Annotated in this window: 22 protein-coding genes and 2 pseudogenes; 12 read left to right on the forward strand and 12 right to left on the reverse strand. The window is 63.6% G+C overall.

Annotated features, from left to right (window positions below; genetic code table 11):
• Positions 1-6 precede the first annotated feature (6 nt).
• Positions 7-462, forward strand: a complete 456-nt coding sequence (locus tag C482_RS06640; protein WP_006166751.1) for a DUF6276 family protein — start codon at positions 7-9, stop codon at positions 460-462.
• Positions 463-538: 76 nt separating this feature from the next.
• On the opposite strand, the gene C482_RS06645 is transcribed toward C482_RS06640, so the two are convergent.
• The 4 genes from C482_RS06645 to pepF form a co-directional block, all read right to left on the reverse strand.
• Positions 539-931 carry a DUF5811 family protein gene (locus C482_RS06645; protein ID WP_006166752.1) on the reverse strand — a complete coding sequence of 131 codons (393 nt, stop codon included), beginning with the start codon at positions 929-931 and terminating at the stop codon, positions 539-541.
• Between the two features lie 90 nt (positions 932-1,021).
• The gene (locus tag C482_RS06650) at positions 1,022-1,501 is read right to left on the reverse strand and encodes a pyruvoyl-dependent arginine decarboxylase (RefSeq protein WP_006166753.1); all 480 of its coding nucleotides are present in this window, start codon (positions 1,499-1,501) and stop codon (positions 1,022-1,024) included.
• Positions 1,502-1,569: 68 nt separating this feature from the next.
• A complete protein-coding gene (pan2, locus tag C482_RS06655; RefSeq protein WP_006166754.1) occupies positions 1,570-2,802 on the reverse strand; it encodes a proteasome-activating nucleotidase Pan2 in 1,233 nt (410 codons plus the stop codon).
• A 103-nt stretch (positions 2,803-2,905) separates the two neighbouring features.
• Positions 2,906-4,717, reverse strand: coding sequence for an oligoendopeptidase F (pepF, locus tag C482_RS06660; protein WP_006166755.1), 1,812 nt, complete (start codon positions 4,715-4,717; stop codon positions 2,906-2,908).
• Between the two features lie 82 nt (positions 4,718-4,799).
• On the opposite strand from pepF, the gene C482_RS06665 reads away from it, so the two are divergent.
• Positions 4,800-6,164: a M28 family peptidase gene (locus C482_RS06665; RefSeq protein WP_006166756.1), complete on the forward strand. Its 1,365-nt coding sequence runs from the start codon at positions 4,800-4,802 to the stop codon at positions 6,162-6,164.
• Positions 6,165-6,182: 18 nt separating this feature from the next.
• Here C482_RS06665 and C482_RS06670 read toward each other — a convergent pair whose 3' ends face one another.
• Both C482_RS06670 and truA read right to left on the reverse strand, forming a co-directional pair.
• Positions 6,183-6,428 carry a hypothetical protein gene (locus C482_RS06670; protein ID WP_006166757.1) on the reverse strand — a complete coding sequence of 82 codons (246 nt, stop codon included), beginning with the start codon at positions 6,426-6,428 and terminating at the stop codon, positions 6,183-6,185.
• 108 nt (positions 6,429-6,536) lie between these two features.
• A complete protein-coding gene (gene truA / locus C482_RS06675) occupies positions 6,537-7,418 on the reverse strand; it encodes a tRNA pseudouridine(38-40) synthase TruA (protein ID WP_006166758.1) in 882 nt (293 codons plus the stop codon).
• Positions 7,419-7,625: 207 nt separating this feature from the next.
• On the opposite strand from truA, the gene C482_RS06680 reads away from it, so the two are divergent.
• The 3 genes from C482_RS06680 to C482_RS06690 all read left to right on the forward strand — a co-directional run bounded on the left by C482_RS06680 (position 7,626) and on the right by C482_RS06690 (position 10,387).
• Positions 7,626-8,837: a hypothetical protein gene (locus C482_RS06680; RefSeq protein WP_006166759.1), complete on the forward strand. Its 1,212-nt coding sequence runs from the start codon at positions 7,626-7,628 to the stop codon at positions 8,835-8,837.
• A 65-nt stretch (positions 8,838-8,902) separates the two neighbouring features.
• Positions 8,903-9,838 carry a nucleoside hydrolase gene (locus tag C482_RS06685; RefSeq protein ID WP_006166760.1) on the forward strand — a complete coding sequence of 312 codons (936 nt, stop codon included), beginning with the start codon at positions 8,903-8,905 and terminating at the stop codon, positions 9,836-9,838.
• Positions 9,839-9,979: 141 nt separating this feature from the next.
• Positions 9,980-10,387: a hypothetical protein gene (locus C482_RS06690; RefSeq protein WP_006166761.1), complete on the forward strand. Its 408-nt coding sequence runs from the start codon at positions 9,980-9,982 to the stop codon at positions 10,385-10,387.
• A 101-nt stretch (positions 10,388-10,488) separates the two neighbouring features.
• Here the strand turns inward: C482_RS06690 and C482_RS06695 are convergent, their stop codons facing one another.
• The gene (locus C482_RS06695) at positions 10,489-11,967 is read right to left on the reverse strand and encodes a sulfatase family protein (protein WP_006166762.1); all 1,479 of its coding nucleotides are present in this window, start codon (positions 11,965-11,967) and stop codon (positions 10,489-10,491) included.
• A gap of 177 nt (positions 11,968-12,144) precedes the next feature.
• On the opposite strand from C482_RS06695, the gene C482_RS06700 reads away from it, so the two are divergent.
• Entirely contained in the window at positions 12,145-13,809 is a 1,665-nt protein-coding gene (locus C482_RS06700; RefSeq protein ID WP_049896538.1) for a sulfatase, read from the forward strand.
• Between the two features lie 205 nt (positions 13,810-14,014).
• Positions 14,015-14,866, forward strand: a complete 852-nt coding sequence (locus C482_RS06705) for a hypothetical protein (RefSeq protein WP_006166764.1) — start codon at positions 14,015-14,017, stop codon at positions 14,864-14,866.
• On the opposite strand, the pseudogene C482_RS06710 reads toward C482_RS06705, so the two are convergent.
• A pseudogene (locus C482_RS06710) lies at positions 14,856-15,077 on the reverse strand (RNA-guided endonuclease TnpB family protein); the annotation flags it as partial. The gene C482_RS06705 and the pseudogene C482_RS06710 sit on opposite strands and share 11 nt — an antisense overlap.
• A 310-nt stretch (positions 15,078-15,387) precedes the next feature.
• On the opposite strand from C482_RS06710, the gene C482_RS22290 reads away from it, so the two are divergent.
• From C482_RS22290 to C482_RS06725, 3 genes are all read left to right on the forward strand, one after another.
• Positions 15,388-16,986, forward strand: a complete 1,599-nt coding sequence (locus tag C482_RS22290) for a GNAT family N-acetyltransferase (RefSeq protein WP_241431892.1) — start codon at positions 15,388-15,390, stop codon at positions 16,984-16,986.
• A 28-nt stretch (positions 16,987-17,014) separates the two neighbouring features.
• Positions 17,015-18,535: a carboxylate--amine ligase gene (locus C482_RS06720; protein WP_006166767.1), complete on the forward strand. Its 1,521-nt coding sequence runs from the start codon at positions 17,015-17,017 to the stop codon at positions 18,533-18,535.
• A 126-nt stretch (positions 18,536-18,661) separates the two neighbouring features.
• Positions 18,662-21,472, forward strand: coding sequence for a heavy metal translocating P-type ATPase (locus C482_RS06725; protein WP_006166768.1), 2,811 nt, complete (start codon positions 18,662-18,664; stop codon positions 21,470-21,472).
• Here the strand turns inward: C482_RS06725 and C482_RS22840 are convergent.
• On the reverse strand, positions 21,395-21,727 hold the full coding sequence (locus C482_RS22840) for a hypothetical protein (protein ID WP_006166769.1): 333 nt from the start codon (positions 21,725-21,727) through the stop codon (positions 21,395-21,397). The genes C482_RS06725 and C482_RS22840 overlap by 78 nt on opposite strands.
• 18 nt (positions 21,728-21,745) lie before the next feature.
• Between C482_RS22840 and C482_RS06735 the strand changes: the two genes are divergently transcribed.
• Positions 21,746-22,225 (forward strand): MFS transporter, encoded by a 480-nt coding sequence (locus C482_RS06735; protein WP_006166770.1) that lies wholly within the window; start codon positions 21,746-21,748, stop codon positions 22,223-22,225.
• A gap of 119 nt (positions 22,226-22,344) precedes the next feature.
• On the opposite strand, the gene C482_RS06740 is transcribed toward C482_RS06735, so the two are convergent.
• From C482_RS06740 to C482_RS06750, 3 genes and pseudogenes are all read right to left on the reverse strand, one after another.
• On the reverse strand, positions 22,345-22,887 hold the full coding sequence (locus C482_RS06740; RefSeq protein ID WP_006166771.1) for a cupin domain-containing protein: 543 nt from the start codon (positions 22,885-22,887) through the stop codon (positions 22,345-22,347).
• A 33-nt stretch (positions 22,888-22,920) separates the two neighbouring features.
• Positions 22,921-23,671: pseudogene (locus C482_RS22715) on the reverse strand (alanyl-tRNA editing protein).
• A gap of 112 nt (positions 23,672-23,783) precedes the next feature.
• A complete protein-coding gene (locus C482_RS06750) occupies positions 23,784-24,179 on the reverse strand; it encodes a DCC1-like thiol-disulfide oxidoreductase family protein (RefSeq protein WP_006166774.1) in 396 nt (131 codons plus the stop codon).
• A gap of 148 nt (positions 24,180-24,327) precedes the next feature.
• Here C482_RS06750 and C482_RS06755 point away from each other — a divergent pair, with 148 nt between their 5' ends.
• Complete coding sequence (locus C482_RS06755; protein ID WP_006166775.1) at positions 24,328-25,575, forward strand: hypothetical protein; 1,248 nt, start codon at positions 24,328-24,330, stop codon at positions 25,573-25,575.
• Positions 25,576-25,648: the final 73 nt, after the last annotated feature.

A 25,648-nucleotide genomic window follows, 5' to 3' on the forward strand; every position in this document is an offset into this window, starting at 1 on the left:
TCGTCAATGTCCTGTTCGGAGTGTTGTTCACGAACGGTTACGTTCGCGGTGCCGACTGACTACCGTGGTTTTCTCTCCGACATCGCCACCGCGAGCGCCAACGATTCAGACGGTCTTCGAACCGCTGCCTTCTGTACACACTGTTTGCTACTCGAGTTCGGCGACGACGCTGAAGCAACTGACTCAGAAACGGATGAGCCTGTGCCCACCGACCCTGATTTCTCGCGCGTCAGCGACGCGTTTCCGACGACTCTCGAACAGGCCGTTCCGCTGGCGCTTGCGATCGGACTTGCCGAGTCACTCGCGATGAATCGGTCGGCGATCGAAACACTCCTGCGGGATGTCGAGCGGGCCGGGGCTGATCCCCTGTTGGTGCTGGATCGACTGCAGCGTGATCCGTCGGTCGAGTCGGCGATCGATCTGGGGAGGCGACAGCACCAACTCGAGCAGTTGCTCTACTGAGGGGAACAGCGATTGCTTTTGTGTCGCGTGGTGTAGCGACACCGGTCAGCAAAAAGCCGCAGCAGTACCGAGACGACTACTTCGCAGTCGGCGTCATCGCATCGCTAACCGCCTGTTTCACCTGTAGCGCGGCACTCGCAGCGAGACCACGGGCGACCTCGTCGCGCTCGTCAGAGGTAATGATCTCCTCGGTGACGTCCTCGAGATCAGGCGTAAAGCCGGCGCTGACGGCGTGGCCGACCGGCGGACGAACGGCGACGGTCACCTGCGGACCGGTTGCGCCCGTCGAAACGTCGGCGTCGACCGCGTACTCGTTGGGGAGAAACTCACGGGTCCGGGCGGCGATCCGCGAAACGTCGCGGTGCAACAGCCGCTTCTGGGAACTCGAGAGGTCGGGGATGTCGGCTGCGGCACGCTGGCCAGCAGCAGTCTCCCCTGGTAGCCCTGCGTACGGCGTATTTCCGTTCATGAGAAGCGTATTGGGTAGCAACGGGCCGGCAGGTGAAAAGGGTTCGCCTTCGCACAGTCGGTGAGAACGCCGATTGTGGCCGCGCTCGTCTCAGCAAATCGGCTCGCTCTCGCCGTAGACGGCGAGCACGAGTGACGTGGTGTAGACGCCCGCCTCAGCCTGGCTGTGTTCGACGGCGACACTCGAGTCCTCGAATTCCCAGTCGCGCAGTTCCTGCCCCGCGGCGAGTCCTTCGAGAACGCGGTGTTCGACGTCGTCTGGGTCGGTTTCGTCCGCGACTTCGTAGAAGAGACCGGGGCCGCGGTCGGCGGATCGTGACCAGGCGAGAGCGGCGCTCACTTGGTCAGGACCGGCGGTTGTCGCTCGTGCTTCGACGACGGTCAGCCGTTCGCCGGCGGGGCCGAGGTCGGGTGCTGTACCAGCGACTTCGACGTCAACAGCGGCCGGAATCACAGAGGAGACGGCGACGAGATTGTAGTTTTCGACGCCGGCATCGGCGAGGGCGGCATCGTAGGACGCCATTTTGGTCGGGGCTGATGCGGAGCCCTGAACGATTCGGATCGTACTCATTGCTGTAGTCGTGCTCGGGGACGAACAGCGTAAGGACTTGCGATCCAAGTAAAGACGGGACAGAACGCTTACTGGTAGAAGTAACCCGCAGAGGAAATGACGTCACTCGAGTCGTCGGCCTCAATCTTGTCGAAGGCGTCGACGAAGTCCTCGTGGTGGACCTCGTCGCGCTCGTTGCGGATGGCGAACATGCCGGCTTCGGTAGCCAGACTCTCGATTTCGGCACCGGAGTAGCCGTCAGTTTCGTCGGCGAGGTCTGCGAAGTCGACGCCGTCGGCGATGTTCATGCCGCGGGTGTGGATCTCGAGGATCTGCTCGCGACCGTCGCGGTTCGGTTCGGGCACTTCGATGAGGCGGTCGAACCGACCGGGACGGAGGATCGCGCGGTCGAGCATGTCGAAGCGGTTGGTGGCGGCGATGATGCGGATCTCTCCGCGGGCCTCGAAGCCGTCCATTTCGGAGAGCAGTTGCATCATGGTGCGCTGGACCTCGGCGTCACCGGAGGTTTTGGACTCGGTACGCGTCGTCGCGACGGCGTCAATCTCGTCGATAAAGATGATTGCTGGTTCGCGCTCTCGTGCAAGTTCGAAGAGGTCGCGGACGAGCCGCGAGCCTTCGCCGATGAACTTGCGCACGAGTTCGGAGCCAGCCATCTTGATGAAGGTGGCGTCGGTCTGGTTGGCGACGGCCTTCGCGAGCATCGTTTTCCCGGTACCTGGTGGGCCGTGGAGCAAGACGCCACTTGGTGGGTCGATACCGACCTCTTCGAAGCGTTCGGGTTCAACGAGTGGCTGTTCGACGGCCTCGCGGACCTCACGGACCTGCTCGTCGATGCCACCGATGTCCTCGTAGCCGACCTCTGGTCGCTCGGTGATCTCCATCGCCTGTGCGCGTGCGTCGGTTTCCGTCTCCAGAATCGTTTGGATCGCAAAGGAGTCGTTGACGGCGACGCGGTCGCCGGCCTCGACGCGTTCTGCGATACGCGGGGAAACCTCGGTGAGCACCTCCTGATTGTTGCCGTGTTGTTTGACGACGACTTCGCCGTCGCCGACGACGTCCTCGACGCTCGCGATGTACAGCGAGGAACTCTTGAGCGTCTCGTTCTCGCGCTCGACACGATCGACGCGCTCGCGAAGGTCCTCACGGCGCTCGGTCGTCTGATCGAGCTGGTTCTCGAGCTGTTCGTTGACGTCAACGAGTTCCGCATAGTGCCCGCGAAGGGCCTCAACCCGCTCGTCGTCGGGGAGATCAGGATCGATATTGCGGTGAGGTCGTTCGGGGAGAGACGGGCTTCGAGACATCTTGACGTGCTCGGATAAGTCCCCGACGATAAATGTGCTTTTGGGTCGCGGAGGGATTTCGAAACAGGAGTACAGGATTAGCCTGCAACTGCCGGTCAACCGCTCAGGAGAGCAGTTCCTCGAGTTCGTCCAGTCGCTCGCCGTAGGTCGAAAGCGCCCGGTCGATCGGCTCGGAACTGCCCATGTCGACCCCGGCGATGCGCAGGAGTTCGAGCGGGTACTCTCTGGAGCCTTGCTGGAGGAACTCGAGGTAGGCGTCTGCAGCCCCACGATCCGGTTCGCCGCTCGCGCCGTCGGGCAGCACGTCGTCGACGATGGCGAGTGCGGCCGAGATGCCGGTCGCGTACTGGTAGACGTAGAACGCGCGGTAGAAGTGCGGGATGCGCATCCACTCGCGGGCGATGCGGTCGTCGACCGCGGCGGGTTCGTAGTAGGTCTCCTTGAGCCCGCCGTAGAGTTCGTCGAGTCGGTCGGCCGTCAAGGGTTCGCCTTCCTCCTCGAGTCGGTGGGCCTCGTGTTCGAACTCCGCGAAGAGAGTCTGGCGGTAGAGCGTCGAGCGCACGCGCTCTAAGAATTCGTTCAGGACGTGTTTCTTGAACTCCGGATCGTCGACGGTCTCGAGCAGGTGTGCCGTCAGCAGCGCCTCATTGACCGTACTGGCGACTTCGGCGACGAAAATCTCGTAGCCCGAGTAAACGAACGGCTGTTCGTCTTTCGTTAACTGCGAGTGCATCGAGTGGCCGAGTTCGTGGGCCAGCGTGTACATCGAGGAGATGTCGTCCTGATAGTTCATCAGGATGAACGGCTGGGTGTCGTAGGTGCCGCTGGAGTACGCCCCGGACTGTTTGCCCTCGTTTTCGTAGACGTCGACCCAGCGCGAGTCGAGTCCCTCGGCGACGCGGGACTGGTACTCCTCGCCGAGCGGTTCGAGCGCATCGACGACGTACTCGGCGGCCTGATCGTACTCGACATCGGGACCCTCGTCGCCGGTCAGCGGCATGTAGAGGTCCCACATCTGCAGTTCGTCGACGTCGAGCGCCTGGCGCTTGAGTTCGGCGTGGTGGTGGAGTTTGTCGAGGTTGTCGTGGACGCTCTCGACGAGCGTGTCGTAGACCTCGACGGGAACGTTCGGGCCGTCGAGGGCCGCCTCGCGGGCAGTGTCGTAGTTGCGCGCCCGCGCGGTCTTTACGTCCGCCTTGACGCTGTTTTTGTACGCCGCCGCGACTGTGTTTCGCATCGACCCCCACTCGTTGAAGTACTCCTCGTAGACTTGCTGGCGGAACTCCCGGTCGGGTCGCTTGAGCAGGTTCGTGAAGTTGCTCTGGGTGATTTCGACGGCGTCGCCCTCGGGGTCCTCCACAGTTGGGAACGACATATCCGCGTTCGAGAGCATGTTGTACACCTCGCCGGTCGCTCCGGTGACCTCGCCAAGCTCCGCGAGTAGCTCCTCGACCTCAGCGGAGCGCGTGTGCGGTTTCATCCGGAGCACGTCGTCGACGTAGTGGTCGTACAGCTCGAGTGCCGGCTCCGTCTCGACCAGGTCGTCGAACTCTTCGCGGGTCAGCTCCTGCAGTTCGGGGTCGATGAACGACGACGCGGACTGCGCGTCGGCCGCGAGCGACTGTGCGCGAGCGGTCAGTGCCTGGTACTCCTGATCCGTCGTGTCCTCGTCGCGGCGCATCCGTGCGTAGGCCGCGACCGTCGACACGTCACGCATGACCGAGTCGCGCAACTCGAGTACCGAGTGTAGCGTCTCGGCGTCGTCGGTGACCTGCCCCTCATACGCTTGTAGCTCTTCGACGCGTTCGGCGACGTCTTCGTAGGCGTCCTGCCACTCGTCGTCGGTTGCGTAGATGCTCTCCAGATCCCAGGTATACTCCTCGTCGATGTCTGACCGTTCGGGAACGGAACTCATACTCCCGGTTTCGGAACGAAGGTGGTAAAGGATATCGAACGACGTGACTGGCGTTTTTGTCGCGTCGAGCGAATATGTGGGTATGACCGATGCTGACTGTGAACTGACTGGCGACACCGTCACCCGTGCGATCGGTCGCGCCTGGACGGACGACAGCGCCTGGGAGCTCTTGACTGCGCTAACCGAACTGCCCAATCGCATGGGTGGCTCACCCGGCGAGCGCCGCGCGGCCGAACTGGTCAGCGAGTCGTTTACCGACGCGGGTCTCGACGACCCCCGTATCGACGAGTTCGACATGCAGTACTGGGAGCGCGGAACCTCCGAACTCACTGTCGAAACAGATTCACTCTCGCGGCAGTTCGAGACGATCGCGCTGCCGTACTCGCCTGCCGGCGATGTCGAGGGACAGCTGGTCGACGTGGGCTACGGCACACCCGCGGAGATCGACGCGGTCGACCTCGAGGGCGCGATCGCCGTTGCGAGCACGACGACGCCCGCCGACCAGCGGTTCGTCCACCGCATGGAGAAGTACGGCCACGCGGTCGACGCCGGCGCGGCGGCGTTCGTCTTCGTCAATCACGTATCCGGCCAGCTGCCGCCGACGGGCTCGCTCCGGTTCAACGAGGAGGAAGAAATTCCGGCCGTCGGCGTCAGCGCCGAGAGCGGTGACTGGCTAAGCGAGTACGCGAGCCGTGCGGAAGACGTTCGTGCCCACCTTCACGTCGACGCTCGGACCAGCGACGGCACTAGCCAGAACGTTCACGCGACTATCGGTCCCGACACTGATGATATGGTCCTCGTCCTCGCTCACTACGACGCCCACGACATCGGCGAGGGCGCACTCGACAACGGCTGTGGCATCGCCACCGTCGCCGGCGCGGCCAACATCCTCGCCGAAATCGAGGAGGTACTCGAGTCCCAGGTCAGAATCGCAGGTGTCGGCTGCGAGGAGATCGGCCTGCTTGGTGCCGAAGCGCTTGCCGACGAGATCGACCCGGACTCGATCCGTGCGGTGGTCAACGTCGACGGCGCGGGCCGATTCCGCGATCTGCAAGTCTTTTCGCACGCGTCGGACGAACTCGAGGAACTGGCCGCGTCGGTCGCAGGTGGGGCCGGCCAGCCGGTCGTCCACGAGCCGGATCCGCACCCGTTCAGCGACCATTGGCCGTTCCTGCAGGCGGGCGTTCCCTCGGTCCAACTCCATAGCGAGCCGCCGAAGGGAAGCGATCGGGGACGCGGCTGGGGGCACACGTCGGCCGATACGCGGGACAAGGTTGATCCGCGGAATCTCCGCGAGCACGCAATCCTGGCGGCGCTGCTGGTGTGGGAACTAACGCGAACTGACGTGGCGTCGATTGCGGTAGACAACCTGCGTGAGCGACTGGTCGAACAGGATTACGAACCCGGAATGCGAGCGGCAGGGATCTGGCCGGTTGGGTGGGAGTAGCGGCCAACTCGCTGGCGGTCAGCCTCGAAGCTCGGCGTCCATCGCGGTTCGAACGACCCGTGCGATTCCGAGCATCGCGAGAAAACTCCCGATGAAGACGATCGCAACGAACAGAAAGATCCCGAGTCCGACGGCGGGCAGGTTCGGGTGGGTGAGCAGCGGCGAAACGACGGCTTGCGTGCCGAGGAAAACGATTACGATCCCCATTGCGACGCGGATCGACGCCCGCCAGTACGCACCGTACTCCTCGGGGGACAGTTCCATACGCCGAGGTGAGAGCCCGTCCATAAAAACGTCTCGCCATCGTGACCGTCACGGGTGCTGACCGATTCGTCGGTGATATAATCGTCCCGGCCTGCCCCGGTCGCAGCCCTACCGCTCTCGCACTCCGTCCGCAACTCGCCCTGCCACACGCGCCTCCGTCACTCGCTCTCGCCGCCGTTGCTCGAACACCGCCCGCGCGCTCTCGGCTGCCTCCTCGTCGACGGCGAACTCGAGTGCCTCGTACTCGACGTCGGTCAGCACCAGCGGCTCTGGCGGCGCGGGCGCGATTCCCTCGTGTCCAGGCAGCGGGTCGGACTCGAGTGCCCGTTCGATCGTTTGCAGGTCGGCCTCGCCGGTGCCGACATTCCGGGCGAGCGAGACGAGTCGGCGGACGAGTTCGCGACAGAAGCCGCCCGCGGTGACGGTCAGAATGAGGAAGTGCCCATCGCGGGTGGACTCGAGTCCCGGCGAGCGCTGGGTGTTGTGGTCGTCGGGTGTGAGGTTGTGGAAGTCGTGGGACCCAGAGAGGGCGTCGCAGGCCGCCTGGAAACGGTCGTCGTCGACGGCGTGAGCCGTGACGGGAGTAGCAGCGTGACCTTCATCGGTGTCGCTGGCGGGCAGTGCGTCGTCGTTGGCGGGTGGTGCGTACAGATAGTAGGTGTATTCGCGCTTACGCGCGTGGTGGGTCGCGTGAAACTCGTCGGGCGCGTCGGCGGCCGCCCAGGCGCGGATGTCGGCCGGCAGTTGGCCGTTGAACGCCCGCGGAGTGAGCCAGTCGGGGGCCTCGAAGGCGACGGTCTGTGCGAGCGCGGAGACGCCAGCGTCGGTGCGGCCGGCGGCGGCGTAGCCGGCGGGTTTGTCCGCGTCGGGGGCGAGAACGTCGAGCGCACGCAGCGCGTCGAACATCGCGTCCTCGACGGTCGACACGTCGGGCTGGCGCTGAAAACCGTAGTAGCCGGTGCCGTCGTAGGCGAGTCGGAACGCGCGCATCGGTGGTGACTCGAGAAAGCAACTCGAGTGTGTTAGCGTCGTCGAATACGCGAGCGAGCGGCGAACCGAATTTATTTCAATCATTGTGGATATAATTTCGGCATGCGCCGCCCGCCCTTTCCCTCCCGGCGTTCCAGACGGGCCTTCCTCGGCGGAACAGCCGTCGCTGGAACGGCCGCTCTGGCTGGTTGCACCACGCTGTACCACGTGCTTCCGGACCGAATCGTCTATGCTCGCACCCGACGGCGGGATATTCCCGAGGTTCCGCCGGCCGTCGAGACGACCGATGCACACGTCCGCGAGACGGCCGACCGGATCGCCGAACATGCCGACGCTGCCCTCGCTGTCTGGGACCGACTGGACGAACCGTTCGGGCAGACGCCGGTCACCAGAGGCAACATCGAATCAGCCGACGAGTTCGCCACAGAAGCGCCGACGAAACCGCCCGTGGTCAGCACTGTCGAATCCACGGGTTTGCACCTCCACCAGGCAGCACAGGGTGATGCCTACGCCCGTGCCGTTCTGGACGGGTTCGACGACGACCCAACCGAGGGCGTCGACGACGGACTCGAGGCGGTGACGGAACTGGCGAGCCAGTTCGAGTACGAGACCGCAGCGCCCGAAACGTTCCTCGCCTATGGCAAGTCGATCGAGCACAGCCTGCACCAGGCAGAGTCCGGTCTTTCGCGACGGAGAGACGCCGAGATCGCCGACAGTGACCGTTCGGATCGCGCTGAACAGATCGCAACGGTGTACAGCGGCGTCCAGCGAAGCCGATTGCGCGTCCGTGACGCGAAGGCCTACCGCGAGGCGCTCCGCGAGCGTGATTCCGGTAGCGAGTCGATCCGCGACTCACTCGCCGAGAGCCGGGACGAACTCGAGGGCCGGATCGACGACCTGCGTGCCACCCGCGAGGAGTGGGGCGACCGATTCGACGCCGACGAGTTCGAGGGCGAACGACGCGACGTCCGCAGCGCGTTGTACTCGCGCTCGGCCAGTGGTGAGTCGGACCTCCAGCGTGCCACGCGGTACCTCGACGACGGATACGAGGTGTACGGGACCGTCGCGCTCGCAGACGTGTGGCTTCGACTGACGGCGGCGCGTGACGAGTGGGAACGGTTCGAGACCGACGGGACAGACGAACTCGACGCCGTCGTGATCGACGAGGCGAAGCGAGACGCAGTGAGTCGACTCGAGGACCTGCTTGTGACCGATCCCGAACCGCTAACGCGGCTGTTCTGTTCGGAGGCACGAACGCTGGTGTCCGTTGGTGATCTGGATCTGGCTATCGATGCAGGAGAGATGGACGAGGACCAACGTTGGAGCCTCGCCAACGGCTACGCCCGGTACATGCTCGCGAGAGGGATGCTCGACCGTATCCCCGAGGCGGTCGACCTCCTGACCGGCGACAGGAGTTGACCCCGTGAGTCGGTCCTGGACGACGCCGACCCGCGTTTTATACGCCCGCAAGCGCCAGTTTCGGTATGAGCCGTCCAGTGTTGTTCGATACGGACCCCGGCTGTGACGACGCCGTCGCGATTACGCTAGCTCTCGCCAGCGACGACCTCGAGGTCGTCGGGCTCTCGACCGCGCACGGAAACACCACCGTCGACGACACGACCGCGAACGCCCGGTCAATTCTCGAACTCGTCGACCGGACGGACGTTCCGGTCGCGAAGGGCGCGACCTGTCCGCTGACGGTCGACCTCGAGACGGCCGAGCACATCCACGGTCCCGGCGGCATTCTCGGAGACCTGCCAGAGCCGACCCCCGCGACCGAGCCCGTCGGCGTCCCTGCCGCCCAGTTTATCGTCGAGCAGGCCCGCGAACATGCCGGCGACCTCACGCTCGTCGCTATCGCACCGCTGACGAACGTCGCCCTTGCGCTCGCACTGGAACCCGACCTGCCGGATTTGCTCGACGACCTTGTCATCATGGGTGGGGCCGCCTTCGGGCAGGGAAACGTCACCCCGCTCGCTGAGGCGAACTTCCACTCCGATCCCCACGCAGCCCACCGCGTCGTGCGAGACCTCTCGCCGACCATTGTCGGCCTGGACGTCACCAGAGGCGCAACCTTCCCGCCGGACCGCCTCCCAGCGCTCTCGCGGGACGGCCAACTCGAGTGGACCATCCGTCAGTGGCTTACCTACTACGACGAGGAGCAACTGGCGCGCTACGACATCGAGTCGGCTGCGATCCACGACGCGCTCGTCGTCGCCTGGCTGCTCGATAATGGGGTTCTCGAGACCAAACCCTGTGCCATGCGCGTCGGAACCGATAGCGACATCGCACGCGGCACGCTCGTCTGTGACGCACGCGGTGTTACCGAGCGCCCGCCGAACGGTCACGTTGCGACCGCCATCGACACGGCACGGTTTCGATCTGTTCTCAGGGCGGGACTCGAGTCCCTCCTGCAGTAACGCACAGCGTTCGAACTAGTCTTGTTAGTGACTGTTTCTCCCCGAGAGTATTTCGTTTCGTAATATATTGCGTTCCCCAGCCATTCGATATTGGTTACCAATAGCACACTATTTATATCGGTGTAGTTACCATACTGTGTCATGACGGTGGTACGGTTCGGCAACGGGAAGCGTGTTGACCAGCGATGGGACCAGGTTTTCACGGCGCTCTCAGCGGAACCGAGGCGTCAGGTTATTGTCTCGCTGCTGGATCGGGAGCCCGACCAGTCCGTTGCGTTGCCGGCAGCGGCAATGAATCCGAATGTCCCAGTCGATCCGACGACGCTCCAACAGCAACTGGTGCACAATCACCTGCCGTTGCTCGCCGACCTCGGGTTCGTCGAGTGGGAACCCGACCCGCTTCATGCGGTCCGGGGGGAACGATTCGACGAGCTCGCGGTTATCTTCACGACGCTCCACGAAGCAGCGGCCGACATTCCTGACTCGCTGGTCACCGGCTGCCAGCGACTCGAGTCCGAACGTCAGGATGCGGAGCCGAACATCGAGTGAGACAGATTATCGTCTGCGCTGCGGAGCCAAACTATAGTAGCCACTGCAAGTCAGTGCACACCCAATCGTACGGAGGCTGTGCGATTGGTGTGTACATAGTTTCAGTTGTTACTAGACCGATCGTCGCCCATCTCTGGATGAATCAACTCCCAGTCGCTGGGGACGACCGGACCGTCGAGTAACGGATCGTTCGTCTCGATCATCCAGTCGACGAGGTCGTTCCGGAGTCGGTCGCAGATATCGGCGACGGCTCGATCTCCGTGCTGGTCGGGAGTTTCCACTGTGTCGGGTGTGTCCTCCAGTACGAGGTTCTCCTGCTCGAGCGGGTCTGCCTCGAGGTCGTACAGCTCCTCGTAGGCACGCTGATCGCCGTAGTACTCCTCACGGACCTCGCGACCGGCGGCGCTGCAGTAGATATCTGTCGTCATGTAGACGTTGGGCAGGTGCCAGAAGTTGCGTATATATTTCCAGCGCTCCGTTCGGATCGCTCGCATCGGGTTGTAGCGATCGTGCCAGGTCATGCCGGCGAATATGCGGTCACGGGGCTCGTACTCGTCTGGTTCATGATCGCTGTTGCCGTCGCTTTCGCTCCTATCGGTCCCACTTCCCTCGCCACCGAACAACAGCCGTGTAAACTGTTTCCCAGCAAGCTGTGTCTCCGGCACCGGCGCGTCGGCAATCTCGAGAAGCGTCGCGAACACGTCGACGTTGCTGATGAGATCGTCAACCGTCCGGCCGCCGTCAATTTGCGATGGATAGCGCATGAGCAGGGCCGCTTCGATCCCCGGATCGAAGCAACAGCCCTTCGCACGCGGCATCGCCAGCCCGTGCTCGGTCGTAAAGATGACCAGCGTCTCGTCCGCGACGCCAACCCGATCGAGCGCCGCAAGAACTGTTCCCGTCGCCTCGTCTAATGCATCCAGCATCCCGTTGATTTCGGCAATATCCGAGCGGATCCCTGGCTCATCCGGCAGGAACTCGAGTGGGGCCACGTCCTCGGGGTCCGGTGCGTCATACCGGTCGGCCTCGAAGCCGAAGCCGCCGTTTTCCTCGACGCGATGGAGTTCGAAGAAGCCGATCGAGGCGAAGAACGGCTCGCGGGACTCGTCAGTTTCATTGGTCCCGTCGGTCTCGAGTACGGACGCGAACTCGTCCGCGACGGCCTTCGCACGGGCGGTTTCGTGGACGGCCGGCGACGCCTCGACGGTTAGCGGCTGTTCGGTGTGAATGTGGTCATAGCCGAGCTGATCGGGGTACTCGGTGATATGCTGGAGCCCGAAGAGGTGGGTCTCGTAGCCAGCGTCGCCGAGCAGGTCCGGCAGGACGCGCTCGTCCGGACGGAGCTCCCAGTCGGCGTGAGCGAGGCCGAGCATACCGTTCTGGTGGGGATAACGGCCAGTGAACAGACTCGCCCGACTCGGTGAGCACTGGGGGGCGGTGACGAAGTGCCGGTTGAATCGGATGCCGTCGGTGGCGAGGCTATCAATATGGGGGGTAGCGACATCGGCTCCGTAACAGCCCAGATACGTCCCGAGGTCGTGGCAATGGACGAGAACGATGTTCGGACGGTCGCTGATCATGCAGGTGGGATACATCGAGCGGCTGAGTAAGCGTTCGGACGTGATACAGGCCGTGAATGTTCCTTCCAGTCGAATGTCGACAGGTTCGATACGTCGTATGTGGCATCACGATATCGTGAATCACCTGCACGTTCCGGGCTGGTAACCTTCCCCACGTGTGGCGGAGCATTGTCAACCATGGCGGAGGAATCAACGACTGAGTCTAATGGACGTGAATCGGAGTCACATTCGACGGCCCGGAACGTGGTTCTGATCGTACTCGATACGGCACGTGCGAGAAGTCTCGGTGAGTGGCCGACCGAAACCGCAAGTTCAACCGACCCGACCACAGACGACCCAGACGAGATCCGCGATCCGACGCGGCCCACACCGGCGTTGTGTCGGCTCGCCGAAACTGGCACTGTTTTCGAGAACGCGTTCGCGACGGCACCGTGGACACTTCCCTCCCACGGCTCGATGTTCACCGGCCTCTACGCCTCCGAACACGGCACGCACGGCGGCCACACGTTCCTCGATCCGGAGCTCCGAACGCTTCCCGAGGCGTTCGCCGACGCCGGTTACGAGACCGTTGGCATCTCGAACAACACCTGGATCACCGAGGAGTTCGGCTTCGACCGGGGCTTCGACGACCTTCGGAAGGGCTGGCAGTATATCCAATCCGACGCCGACATGGGGGCCGTCGTCCGCGGCGAGGATCTCCGCGAAAAACTCCAGGCGACCCGCAACCGACTGTTCGACGGCAACCCCGTCGTCAACGCGGCAAACATCCTCTACAGCGAAGTTCTGCAGCCATCGGGTGACGACGGTGCCGCCCGCTCTGCAGACTGGGTCGACGGCTGGCTCGGCGACCGCGACGGCGACCAGCCGTTCTTTCTCTTCTGTAACTTTATCGAAGCCCACGTCGAGTACGACCCGCCGCGGGAGTACGCCGAACGCTTCCTCCCCGAGGACGCGTCCTACGAGGAGGCGACCGCGATCAGACAGGATCCCCGCGCCTACGACTGTGCGGACTACGAGATCACTGAGCGCGAGTTTGAACTGCTCCGCAGCCTCTACCGCGCGGAACTTGCCTATGCCGACGCCCAGATTGGTCGCCTCCGGGAGGCACTCGAGTCCCACGGTGAATGGGAGGACACGCTCTTTGTGGTCTGTGGCGATCACGGCGAGCACATCGGGGAACACGACTTCTTCGGCCACCAGTACAACCTGTACGATACGTTGATCAACGTCCCGCTGGTCTGTCACGGAGGGCCGTTTACTGACGCTGAGCGTGCGTCCGAAACCAGCACCGGAATCGGAACTGGAACTGGAACTGGAACTGGAACCGGAACCACAACTGGCGACGTGACTGGCATCCACCGCGACGACCTCGTCCAGCTGCTCGATCTGCCGCTGACACTCCTCGACGCCGTCGGTATCTCTGACCCCGAACTGCGCGAGCAGGCGAACGGGCGTTCGCTCCATCCTGCGTCGGACGACGAACCAAGAGACGCTGTCTTCGCCGAGTACGTCGCCCCGCAGCCGTCGATCGACCGCCTCGAAGCCCGCTTTGGCGACATTCCGGACCGCGTCCGTACGTTCGACCGCCGCCTCCGTGCGATTCGGACACACGAATACAAGTACGTCCGCGGCGACGACGGCTTCGAACGCCTCCACCACATCCTGACCGACCCGAGCGAACAGTCGAATCTCGTCCAGGCAGAACCCGATACCGTCAGTGCGCTCCAAGAGCAACTCGAGGAGCGGTTCGATCCGCTGGCAGAGTCAGAGCCCGATTCGACGGGTGAGGTCGCGATGCGAGAAGGAACGAAAGAACGGCTGGCGGATCTGGGATACCTGTGATCGTGACTGGTTGTTCGACCACACTGAGTGTGTGATTTTGTTCTCACCATCGACGTTGACGTGACCCTGCACCCAACCTGAACCCGAATCCGAACCTCACCCAGACCTGACGCTGGTCTGGCCTGACCCCAGTGGCAACGCGGGCACGGCTGCTGTGCCTGCAGCGGCGTTTTCCCGCTCGCACGAGAATCCTCTCGCACGTGCTATGTCTGCGAACGAACGCAGCGCCGACGCAAGCGCCACCGTCGGCGGCTTCGGAACCTTCTTTCGAAACTATACGAAGACGTGGATCCACACCGTCGCAACGGTCGGTCTCACTGCCTTCGGGACACTGACGTTCGTTCACCGCTGGTTCGCCGCCCTCGCCTTCGCCTCGTACCTTCTCCCGCCAGTCATCCTCTACATCCGCTGGCGCAGACAGGCCGGAGAGCTGGACGCCTTCTCGGCGCACTCGAGTTCCTCTCAGTCCGAGACGGACTCCGATGACGCTGCGTCGGAGGCTGACCACACCGTTTCAGACGCCGCCGATCGCGCCGATCAGCGGACAGACGAGTCTGATCAACGGCGTGCACTCGAGTCTGAACCCGAATCCGTCTCCGATCCTGAACCCGAGACTGAATCTGCACCTACGTCTGTCTCTGGGTCTGGCACCGAGTCTGACGCCAGATCTGAAGCTGTTTCTGCGTTCGAAACTGTGCCTGAGTCTGAGGTCGAGCCTGAGCCCGAGTCTGAGCCCGAATCACAGAGTGACGACGACCCCGAGGAACGGCCCTCACCTGACCGATGGCGACTCCAATCGTCACCAGTCGATGCGACGTTACACGATGTCATTGTCACCGACTCCGGCCGCAGCTACGCGGTAGGTGACGGCGGTGTCGTCCTCGCGTCCGGCGACGAGTGGGAGACCGTCCTCGACGATGGGCCTGGCGCTTCCGGTGCTGACCTCTTCGGCGTCGACGCAACCGACGACGGTGGCGCGGTCTGGGTCGCTGTTGACATCCTCCCCGCCCTGAAGGGCGAGGATTCCCGCGTTGGGATATTGTGGTTTACGACGTGACCCGTTCTTGAGGTGCGAACGCACCAGTTTCCTTGTCAAACAGGAACGTCGATGGCTGTGCCAACCAGCCGTTACTCCTATCGCCGTCCTCAGAACGCTTCGCGTTCTGATGTGCGGACGAGACGCTTTGCGTCTCGTCAACGCCATCTGTAGCGTGACTCGGAGATACTTTCTGTCGAATATTCTCAGCACCGTTCACATCCGCGTTCGCCTGGTCCGCACTCGATAACGCGTCCGATGCGCTCGACTCCGCCGATAGTGGTGGCCTACTGGCGGTTTCGATCGGTGCCGGTCGCTGTATTGCAGTGGGTACCGACGGAACGATCATCAAACAGGGTTGAGACGACCGGTCGTGAAACAGTACGCAGATCCAACACGAGCGTATTCCTGACAGGCTAGCACGCAGATGCTCGCGGACAAAATCACAACCCTGCGCCGGGAACGAACTGGTTAGCGGGGTGGTATGCGCTGCGTATTCAGGCTCAACTGCTTTTTTCACAGCGACTGAAGGACCTGTTGTCGTGCCGGCGCGACAGCGGGGGCGAGACGGGACGATACTCTCACCGTCGGCATCGACACTCCCCATGATCCAGTTCCGTTCGACTCGACCGCGTCCGCAAGCGTCGTACACGGTCCGGCCATTTCGACCGAGCGATCGGAGCGCCTTCCTCTCCCTCTACGAGCGGGTATTCGGCCAGGAGCGAGACACAGAGTGGTTCCGCTGGAAATTCGAACGGAACCCCTACGTTGATCACGTGCCGATCATCGTTGCCGAGCGGGACGGCGAACTCGTCGGCGCTCGGTCGTTCTTCGCGCAACCGATTCGCAACGGAGAGACCGTCTTCCCGGCGTTCCAGCCCTGCGACACGATGGTTCACCCCGACCACCAGCGCCAGGGGCTGTTCGACCGGATGAACGAACTGGCACTCGAGCGCTACGTTGGCCAGGCGCGAGATCCGGCGTTCTGTTTCAACTTTCCAAACGAACACTCGAAGCAAGGGAATATAAACTACGGCTGGCAGGACGTGGGGACAGTGCCGATGTATTACCGACCGCAGGATCCCGGGACCGTGTTGCGAGCGGTGACGGGTGGATCAGAGCGCGCAAATACAGCTCGTTCAACCAGTGCACCCAAGACAGCCGGTTCAGCCGGCGCACCCGATCCCGAAAATTCTGCCGGCTCAACCGGCTCCGCCGAGACGACTGCATCCACGGTAGCTGCGGACCCCACCACGGCAACCGAGACGGTGCAGTCTTCGGTAAGCAAACTGGCAACCTCGGCGGCCTCGTCGTTACGAGTACCGTCGCTGTTCCAGTCGTCACAACCACCGTCGTCACCTCCATCTGCAGTCCCCTCTGCATCTGCATCCACGTCCACGTCCTCGTCCGCATCTCCCACTCCATCTGCCACACCCTCCGAAGCGACACCACCACCTACCGATCCCTCCACGGACACCACCGCCACAACGTCCAGTCGTAGCGTCCGTGCAACGGACCGCGTCGCCCAGTCGCTCACGACCGCAGTGCCGATGGTTCACCGGGTAGGCGACCGACTCCTCCTAACAGCCGACAGCGGCCTCACCGTCGAACAATACGACCGGCCACCCGCTGCCGTCCTCGCATCGATCTCTCGCCGCTCGATTCCAGCCGGCTTCCACACCGACCGCAGCGAACGCTTCTACCGCTGGCGGTTCGACAGACCGAACCGATCGTACCCCACCTACGTCGCCCGTCGAGACGGACACCCTGTCGCCGCCCTCGTCACCGCTCCGGCAAGCACCGCTGCCGGCGACTCCGTCCGACTTGTCGAAACGCTTCCGCGGGACCTCGACGCTGCCACCGATGCACTCGAGTCCCTCCTCGTGCGAGCGCTCGGCGATGCGCGAGAGCGGGCGTTCGTGACGGCGTTCGGGCAGACACTGCCGAAGCCGCTTCGGTATCGGTTCTATCCGGATACTCGGTTTCCGCTCTCGACGGTCTTACAGCCGGCGTGTCGGACGTTGCTGGTTCGAGATCTCGTGGGTGACGATGCTCGTGCTGATGCGAACACAGCGAGCGGGATCGAAACCTGTTCGGCAGCCGACTGGTGTTTCTCGCGGCTCGATTTAGACACAACATAACATTTCACCCCGCTGTGGACCGGTCGCTATGGAACCGAACGTCTGGGGTGGGCGCAAGTCTGTCGTCGTGCCGGGGATCACCGCGCCGAGTTCGCTCGCGTGTCTCCGCTCGTTCGCGAGACAGGGAATTCGGACAATCGTCGTCTCGAGCGACGAGCAGACGCCGTCGTTCCGATCGCGCTACTGTGACGAGGCGGTCATCGTCCCATCACCACACGAGAACCTGCTCGCGTACAAGGACGCGTTGCTGTCGCTCGCGAAACGCCCCGACGTGCAAACGATCGTTCCCGTGCGCGAGCCGGACGTCTACATCCTTGCAGCCTATCGTGACGAGTTTGCCGACCACATCGGAACGCCCTGGCCCGACCTGCAGACGCTCGCACGGGTACAGGATCGTATCGAACTCTTCGACACTGCGGCGGAGGCGGGCGTGTCGATCCCCGAGACGACGCTGTGTACGGCCGTTCCTGATCCGAATCGACAGTGGATCGTCAAACCGCGGTATTCGATTCTTACAGCCGAGTACGTTGACCGATACGGTCCCGAAACCTGTCTCGCACCGCCGTCGACTCGCTACCTCGAGTTCAATCTTGACGGATCCAAGCAGATCGACATCGCACCGGCGAGCGGGAGAACCACTCCCGAGAACAGTGCGACCGGGTCACCATTAGCTGGCGACGACAGCGCCACTGATTCTCCGACGGCCGACCCTGTTTGCGACGGCGAGGCTGACAACGTTCGTGCCAATACACTGACCGCGACGGCGACCACCAGTTCCGCGCGTCCATCCGCTGCCAACACCGACTACTCACACGATCACCTCGATACCGACGGCGGGACCAGCGCAGCGTCCCCCTCGCCATTGGCAGGCGATGATGCCGATCGCGATGAGAACACCGCCGACATCACGGCCTCGGTACTCGAGTCTCTCCGCACCGAGATGGGACACACCCCGATCGTCCAGGAGTACGTCCCGACGAGCGACGAATACGGCTTCTTCGCGCTGTACGACCGCGGTGAGCCGGTTGTGACCTTCCAGCACCGCCAGCGCCGAGGGTACAGCTACGCCGGCGGCCCAAGTTCCTACCGCGAGTCGGTTCGGATTCCCGCACTCGAGACGGCCGGCCGGAATCTACTCGATGCACTCGAGTGGCACGGGCTGGCGATGGTGGAGTTTCTGCGCGACGAGGAGACGGGCGAGTTCAAGCTGATGGAGATCAATCCGCGGTTCTGGTCGTCGTTGCCGTTTACGGTACAGACGGGGGCGGATTTTCCGTACTACTACTGGTTGCTCGCGACGGGTGAGGACGAGCGGATCGACCACAGCTACGAGGTCGGGATCGGTGGCCATCTCCTCCGAGGGGAGCTGTTGCACCTCCATTCGATCCTGACGGCGGACGTGCCGCTGGTGGAGAAGCCACGGTTTTCGGCGGCGTTGCAAGATATTACCCGGTCCATTGTTGTGGAACCGCGGTTCGATTATCTCAGTTGGAAGGACCCACGTCCATTCGTTCGAGATCTGTTGAACGCGGCGCAGTCGCTACGGTAATTCGAGGAAAGCACCTGTAACGTCGGTCCGGATACAATATGAAGCGTCGAACTGCTATCAGCATCCGACCTATCACGCGTCGGGCGCGTGCGTACCGTTATTTGACTCGGCGGATCACACTCGCCTGTGACTCCTGACTGGCGATCGCGCTCGGGAGACGATCACTGCTCGCTGTGTGGAGCCGCGCTTGGTGACGGCAAGGATCCCGTCTTCGAGTCCGCGAACACTAGCGACACCAGTCGTCTCTCCCAGAACGAGGAGTCGTTTTGCTCTCGCGGCTGCCGAGATGTCGCGGCCGCGCTCGGATCGCCGGTCGATGCTTCGGAGTCGGGTGCGGAGTTAGAGACAGAGACGACGACAAACACGGACACAGAGACACATACAAAGGCCGATGCGGACACACCCCCACAAACGCAGACAGATACCGCACCCAACCCCTACGCTCGCAGCTTCTTCCGTATCGACGGCATGCACGCCGCACTCTGTGAATCCTACCTCGAGTACGTCGCCGAATCCACGCCCGGCGTCTGCGAGGCCACAGCGAGTTACGTCACCGAAACCGTCCGCGTCGATCACGATCCCGACCGGATTTCTGCAGCCGAACTCGAGTCGGTCCTGACGCGAACCGGCTACACGGCGTACCGTCGCGAGGAGGCAATGGGGAGGACCAAAGAAACGGCACCGACAGGGTCGCAGTCTGAGCCAGACGTAGAGGCCGCCACCAGTACCAGTACCAGTACCAGTACCAGTACCAGTACCAGTACCAGTGCCGTCGTCGAGTCGACCGGCGGCACCCAGCGCTCGCGCGAGATGACCGGTATCCGAAAGCGCCGCGCGGAGGACATGATCGAGATTCGGTACATCGTCGGCATCGTCTTCGGTTCGTTCCTACTCGTGCCCTACGTCGCACTGCTGTATCCGACGTATCTCGCCGGCGTCGTCGACTGGAGTTCCCTCGCACTCTACGAGGAGGCGTTCCAGCGGTTCGACGGGACGGTGATCTTGCCGCTGTTTTTCACCGTCACCGGTGCCGTGCTCTACCTTGCCGGGATGCCGTTGCTTCGCGGGGCCTACATCAGCCTCCGATGCCGCCGGGCGAGCACACATCTGCTCGCGGCCCTCACCGTCGGCGCTGCGTTCTGTTACGGGACCATCGCCATCTTCGCTGGCCGGAACGACATCTACTACGACCTCACTGTGCTCGTCGCCGCGCTCGTCATGGCCGCGTTCTTCGCCGAGGCAATGGGCAAGCGCCGGGCGATGGACCGGCTCACGGACCTCACGATTTCGCAGGTATCGACGGCGCGACTGTACGATCCCGAACAGCGTCCCCTGAACGATGAAACGAGCGCGCCGCCTACCGATGACGACGCGACGGACACCCGTTCGATCCCCGTCGACGATCTCTCACCTGACGACCGCGTCCTCGTCCGGGCAGGCGAGCGCATCCCCGTCGACGGAACGCTCACGTCTGGCACCTGTCGAGTCGACGAGGCAGTCATCACCGGCGAATCCCTGCCCGTCACGAAAACGGCCGACGAAGAGGTCGTTGGCGGCTCCGTCGTGCTGGACAACGCCGCCGTCGTCGCCGTCGGCGAACAACCAACGAGCAGCATCGACAGACTCACACAGGTCGTCTGGAACCTCCAGAGTGCGGCCCACGGCCTCCAGCGCCGCGCAGACGACCTCGCAGCACTTGCGTTCCCGTTCGTCCTCGCAGCCGCCGGGCTGGTCGCCGTCGCAACTATCGTACAGGGCGGCGACTACACGACAGTCACACTGGCGACGCTCCTGACGATCATCGTTGCCAGCCCGTGGGCGCTCGGCTTTGCCACCCCCTGCTCCGTCGCCGCGAGCATCCGCGAGGCGATGGCCCACGGCATCATCGTCTTCGACGAAACCGTCTTCGAACGCCTCCGAAGCATCGATGTCGTCGTCTTCGACAAAACCGGCACCCTCACCACCGGCGAGATGCGCGTCCTCGAGGCCGACGCGCCGGCTGATTTGTTGCAGGCAGCGGGGGTACTCGAGTACCGTAGTGCACACCCGGTGGCGGAGGCGATTGCGGATGCCTTTGCGGGGTCGGGATCGGTTCGATCTGACGGCGGCACCGCGTCACCGAATGCCGACGACGCCGACAACGCCGACGGCGGTGCGAACACCGATTCCGAGACGGCTACGGACAATTCCGCCGTCGATCGCATCGATGAGTTCACTGCACACGAGCGCGGCGTCTCGGGACTCGTCGACGGGCATCGCGTGCTCGTCGGCCACCCGGACCTGTTCGCAGCCCGCGGGTGGGACTGTCCCGACTCACTCGAGCATCGCGCAGCGTCGGCCCGATCAGCGGGACGGTTGCCGGTGCTCGTCGGTCGGAACGGTTGTGCGGAGGGTATTATTGTCATCGGCGACGAGGCACGAGCAGAGTGGGAGGAGACGATCACGGCGCTTGCGGCGAACGGCATCGAGGTCGTTGTTCTCACCGGTGACGAGGGGAACGCGGCGTCGTCGTTCGCGGACCACCCGGACGTGAGCCACGTCTTCGCAGGTGTCCCGCCCGATGGCAAGACTGCCGCGATTCGTCGGCTCTGCGAGGAGAACCGCGTCGCAATGGTCGGTGACGGAACGAACGACGCACCGGCGCTCGCTGCGTGCGACCTGGGTATTTCGCTCGGCAGCGGGACGGCACTGGCCGCCGACGCGGCCGACCTCGCCATCGTCGACGACGACCTCGCGGGCGTCGAGCGGGCGTTCGCGCTCGCCCGGGCTGCCCGTCGTCGGGTGTACCAGAACCTGGTGCTTGCGTTCGGCTACAACGCGCTCGTGCTCCCGCTCGCAGTTATGGGTGTGTTGAACCCGCTATTCACGACGATCGGCGTCGTGGGGACTGCGGGACTCATCGCGGCGAATTCGTGGCGGTCGCTGCTCTCGGCGTAGTACTCGGCGATACTGACGGACACAGCGACTCGAGAATCGTCCCGCTCGCGCTGTTTTCGGGACCGCATCGGCCCCGGTCGCAGCCTCGCGGCCGGCGTCCTCTGCTACGGTGTCGCCCAGATCGGCCGCAGCGTCGCCACTGGCTTTCCCTCGCTGCTCGCCTGGACGCTTCTGCTCGGTGTCGGCGCGACTGCGATCACGTTCGGTCTCCCGAAACTCGTCGGCGTTCTCTTCCCGCCCGGTAAAACCGGCCATCCTCACTCTACCTCGTCGGTGCCTCTGCCGGCTCCGCACTCGTCTTCGTCGTCGGCCGGCCGCGCGGGCCAGGCGACGAGCCTGTTCGTCGTCGCCTACGTCGGCGGTGTCCTCGCGGTTCCAGAACTGACGGACCGATTCGACGCGCGGCGACAGGCGCTGATGACGTGCGGAACGACCGCCTTCGTCGGCGTCGGACTCCTCATCGCAGGCACCACCGGTGCGCTGGCGATTCTCGGTATCGTCGTTGCCGGCGTCGGCACCGGCGGCGTCTCGCCGCTGGTCCGCGCGATTCCGCCCGAACTCGAGGGCATCGGTGCCAGACTGGCCGGAACCGCGGTCGGCTTCATCTTCGCGGTCGGCGAGATCGGCGGCTTCTTCGGGCCGGTCGTAATCGGTGCGCTTCGGGATGCGACCGGCTCGTTCGTCCCCGGATTCGGGCTGCTCGCGGCGGGCGGGCTGGTCGTCGTGCTCGCGGGGTGGACACTGCGGCCGTAGCGTGAGGCGATACGTCGCGACCGTAGATGGCGGCCATAAGCCGTTGCTGGTCGGCTACCGAGCGCGCCTGGTCAGCTACCGGACGCGCATAGCAGCCGGATTCAGGGGAAACTCAGTCTTCAATCTTGATCCTCAATCTCGACTCCTGCACCACACTCCGGACAGACCAGTTCGGCCTCGCCCTCGCGCCCGATTCGCAGGTGGTCGTGGTCGCAGTCCGGACACGAGACATCCCTGTCGTTGAGCACCGGAATCCGCGTAATTCGAACGTCGTCGCTGTCCCGCGGTGCCCCGAGTGCGAGCGCGACGACCCGCTCGTCGCCGTCGTTTCGCCCGGACTGGAACTCGCCGGGTGCGAAGCGAATTGCTTCCCGTTCGGAAACGGTGAGTTCCACTCCCTCCTGCTCATTCTGCTCGCTCGGCTCGTCCTGCTCTCCACCCACTCGTGCAACCTCGAACGTCACCTCCCCTTCGAGGACGACGAACACCTCCTCCTGATCCATATGCGCGTGAACCGATCCGCTGAATCGCTCGCCGGACTCGAGTACGTAGTGTGTGATCGCAAGATGGTCGGTGCCGAGTGGGGTCGCGAGTTCGCGCCGATCGGCGTGGAGGTCGTCGTACGGTGTTGGCTCGATGTCGGTGATCGAGACATGTTCCATGCGCGCTGTTCGTGGCCGACTGCCAAGAAATTGTTACTCTCTCGGATCGGAACCGAGTTGGAACCGGACTCGTTCCTTGTCGGGACCGCGGGTTTCACGCCCTGTTACCTCGATACAGCCGATTTCGGCCGTGTTCTCGACGTGTGTTCCGGCACAGGCAGTGCGGTCGATGACGGCGTCGTCGGTTCCGATCTGGACGATTCGGACCTCGGTGACCGACTCCGGCAGGAGGTGGAGTCGCGTTCGGTCTAGATCGAGTCGCGCTTCAGCATTTTCGCGGTCGAGGGTGTCCCACCTGACCGGAAGTTCGTCGTCGACGAGGTCGTTTAGCCGTCGTTCGAGTCGCTCGAGGTCGGCGTCCTCGAATCGCTCGTACGCGCAATCGAGCCGCGCGCGGTCGGCGTAAAGCTGGTTGCCCGTCGTCTGGGCGTCGAACTCCTCGAGCAGTACCGCCGAGAGCAGATGTTGGGCGGTGTGGTAGCGGTTGTGTGCACGGCGGCGGTCAGCGTCGAGTTCGCCGACGACTGTCGTTCCCGCGGCGGGCGGTTCCGCGCCGTTCTCGAGTTCGAGGTGGTGGTAGATGGTATCCTTCTTTTGAACGCCGGTGACGGACCACGATTCAGTACCGTCCTCGAGTCTGAGGCGGCCGGTGTCGGCTGGTTGACCGCCGCCTTGGGGGTAGGAACGCCGTTTGGTCGAGTACGACGCGATCGCCGGCGATGCGGTCGACAGTCGCCGCGAACTGTGTCTGTCCAGAGTCCTCGAGATAGAGTGTATCGGTCATGGGTGAGCGCAGACACCACGGCGTCGAATATTCTTCGCTGGGGCAGAGCACACGAGCTGGCACTACCCCAGCAGCTGTTATACGCTACTCACCACTCCTTATTCCTTGCTCGTCACTCACCGGCTTGTCCGTCCGCCCGAGCTGGCGGCGTCTTCGAGAGGTAGTTCCCGAGTAGACCCCGGTTGTTCGCAACCCACTCGTACCCGTGGTCTCGCACCTGTTGGTACTCTTCGAAGTGGTGGACGAACCGGACGACATCGTGAGCCGGGCCGCCGATCTCCGCGTGTAGAAACGTCTGTTCGATCGACTCGCCGCAGGAGTGAACGCCGTCCTCGGTGACCAGGTGGGAACAGTCCTCGTACTGATCCGGTAACGCCGCTCGTAGCTCGGGCGTGTGATCGAGCTCACTGAACCCGACGAGTCGGATCGATGACCGGGAGGTGAGATAGGTCGCCCACCAGGTACAAAAACCGCAATCGTCGTCGTAGACGAGTGTCGGTGTCTCCATGCGTAATACTTGTCGGCCAGTCACTAACCTGTACTGTGTCTGATCGTCGCTGATAGTTCCGGTCTCCTGCACTGTACGTGGCTAATCATTGCCACCATCACTTGGCCGTCGCCAGAACATTATTGCACCCCGTCACCAATGCAGGGTCATGAGCAGTGCGGCCAGACCGCTCTCGGAACCGCAGGTCCTCGCCCACACCAAGCGGCGACTCTTCCCCGCTTCTGACCGGTCCTACGTTGTCGCCGACACGCAGTTCTCCCAGGAGGAATGGCTCCCCGGCCACCCCATCGATCCTGCCGTCCGTGACTGTCTGGCCCCGTTCAACCACGTCGAAATCGGTGGTGGGTTTCCCGACCTCGTCGGCGTACAGGTACTCGAGTCCGATCTGCTCGCGGTCGACCGTCTTGGCGAGGAGCCGCCGTTGGTTGCTGTCGAGGCCAAGGGCTACACGAGCACGGGTACGAGCAACGGCGTCGACACCGAATGCGCCATCATGCAGGCCTACGACCGCCTCCACGAAGCGAACGCGGCGTACATCGCGGCACCAGCGAGGGCGATTACGAGCACTGACCGGACGCTCGCTCGGGAACTGAATGTCGGCGTCCTCGGTGTCGAGGCCGGCGGCGACGTGGCGGTACTTGAGCGGCCCCGACTAGTGGGCAACCGAACGACGACAGAAGCCTCGGCGCTGCGATTCCAGGCGAGCGCGCAGGGCGTCGCAGACAGGTCGTTCGGCCTGAACCACCCGAAGAACTACCTCGGCTATCCGCTGGCGCACTACGCTGATGGCGACACGGCGACGCTTCTCGCCAAGTACGACGTGGTCAGTGCCGTCGACGACGCCAGACGCGGAGCGGCGTTCCTTGGGCTGATCGAGGACCGCGAGCGCGTCGCGCTCACGTCGCTCGGTGAGGAAGTCGTTCGATTCGCGAAGGCCCACTGTGGGTCAGTCGAGGCGGCACTCGCGGAGTTTCAGGAGTGGTACCGCTCGCGAAAACGGTTCGTCGATCTCGCGCCAGCGTGGGGGCGGCTGGCTCGCCGTGTCGTCTTCCAGTACCCCGCAACAGAACTGCTCGTTGGCGAGTTGCAGACGATGCACGACGACTGGAACACGGAACCCACGCTCGTCGATCTCGTGACACACGGTCACGAATTGCATCCGACGTTCGCCATCGAGTTGTTCATTCGCGGCGACGAGGCCGTGCGGCGGCGGGTGTTGACCGAGAATGGGACTCTTCAGCCCGAGGCACTGACAGACGGTGGGGTCTACCACGCGCCGACGGTGTTCCAACTCAAGGCAATGTTGTACCACACGGGGATTCTGACGAGTCGGGGTGCAGAACCCCACCGACTCGAGCCGACCGCGGACGTGTGGGCGCTTTGTAATCCCGTGTGACGGCGACACTCCGGCGATACTCTGTTCTCCCTCCAGCTTCGCGTTCACACGAACGACCCTGCAGGCCGAACTG

It is taken from the genome of Natrialba chahannaoensis JCM 10990 (assembly GCF_000337135.1).
Taxonomy (GTDB): Archaea; Halobacteriota; Halobacteria; order Halobacteriales; family Natrialbaceae; genus Natrialba; species Natrialba chahannaoensis.

Excerpts from the sequence above, each read along its gene's own strand:
- C482_RS06640 (WP_006166751.1), top strand. The coding sequence starts at position 7 with ATGTCCTGTTCGGAGTGTTGTTCACGAACGGTTACGTTCGCGGTGCCG.
- C482_RS06645 (WP_006166752.1), bottom strand. The coding sequence starts at position 931 with ATGAACGGAAATACGCCGTACGCAGGGCTACCAGGGGAGACTGCTGCT.
- C482_RS06650 (WP_006166753.1), bottom strand. The coding sequence starts at position 1,501 with ATGAGTACGATCCGAATCGTTCAGGGCTCCGCATCAGCCCCGACCAAA.
- pan2 (WP_006166754.1), bottom strand. The coding sequence starts at position 2,802 with ATGTCTCGAAGCCCGTCTCTCCCCGAACGACCTCACCGCAATATCGAT.
- pepF (WP_006166755.1), bottom strand. The coding sequence starts at position 4,717 with ATGAGTTCCGTTCCCGAACGGTCAGACATCGACGAGGAGTATACCTGG.
- C482_RS06665 (WP_006166756.1), top strand. The coding sequence starts at position 4,800 with ATGACCGATGCTGACTGTGAACTGACTGGCGACACCGTCACCCGTGCG.
- C482_RS06670 (WP_006166757.1), bottom strand. The coding sequence starts at position 6,428 with ATGGAACTGTCCCCCGAGGAGTACGGTGCGTACTGGCGGGCGTCGATC.
- truA (WP_006166758.1), bottom strand. The coding sequence starts at position 7,418 with ATGCGCGCGTTCCGACTCGCCTACGACGGCACCGGCTACTACGGTTTT.
- C482_RS06685 (WP_006166760.1), top strand. The coding sequence starts at position 8,903 with ATGAGCCGTCCAGTGTTGTTCGATACGGACCCCGGCTGTGACGACGCC.
- C482_RS06690 (WP_006166761.1), top strand. The coding sequence starts at position 9,980 with ATGACGGTGGTACGGTTCGGCAACGGGAAGCGTGTTGACCAGCGATGG.
- C482_RS06695 (WP_006166762.1), bottom strand. The coding sequence starts at position 11,967 with ATGATCAGCGACCGTCCGAACATCGTTCTCGTCCATTGCCACGACCTC.
- C482_RS06700 (WP_049896538.1), top strand. The coding sequence starts at position 12,145 with ATGGCGGAGGAATCAACGACTGAGTCTAATGGACGTGAATCGGAGTCA.
- C482_RS06705 (WP_006166764.1), top strand. The coding sequence starts at position 14,015 with ATGTCTGCGAACGAACGCAGCGCCGACGCAAGCGCCACCGTCGGCGGC.
- C482_RS06720 (WP_006166767.1), top strand. The coding sequence starts at position 17,015 with ATGGAACCGAACGTCTGGGGTGGGCGCAAGTCTGTCGTCGTGCCGGGG.
- C482_RS22840 (WP_006166769.1), bottom strand. The coding sequence starts at position 21,727 with ATGGCCGGTTTTACCGGGCGGGAAGAGAACGCCGACGAGTTTCGGGAG.
- C482_RS06740 (WP_006166771.1), bottom strand. The coding sequence starts at position 22,887 with ATGGAACATGTCTCGATCACCGACATCGAGCCAACACCGTACGACGAC.
- C482_RS06750 (WP_006166774.1), bottom strand. The coding sequence starts at position 24,179 with ATGGAGACACCGACACTCGTCTACGACGACGATTGCGGTTTTTGTACC.
- C482_RS06755 (WP_006166775.1), top strand. The coding sequence starts at position 24,328 with ATGAGCAGTGCGGCCAGACCGCTCTCGGAACCGCAGGTCCTCGCCCAC.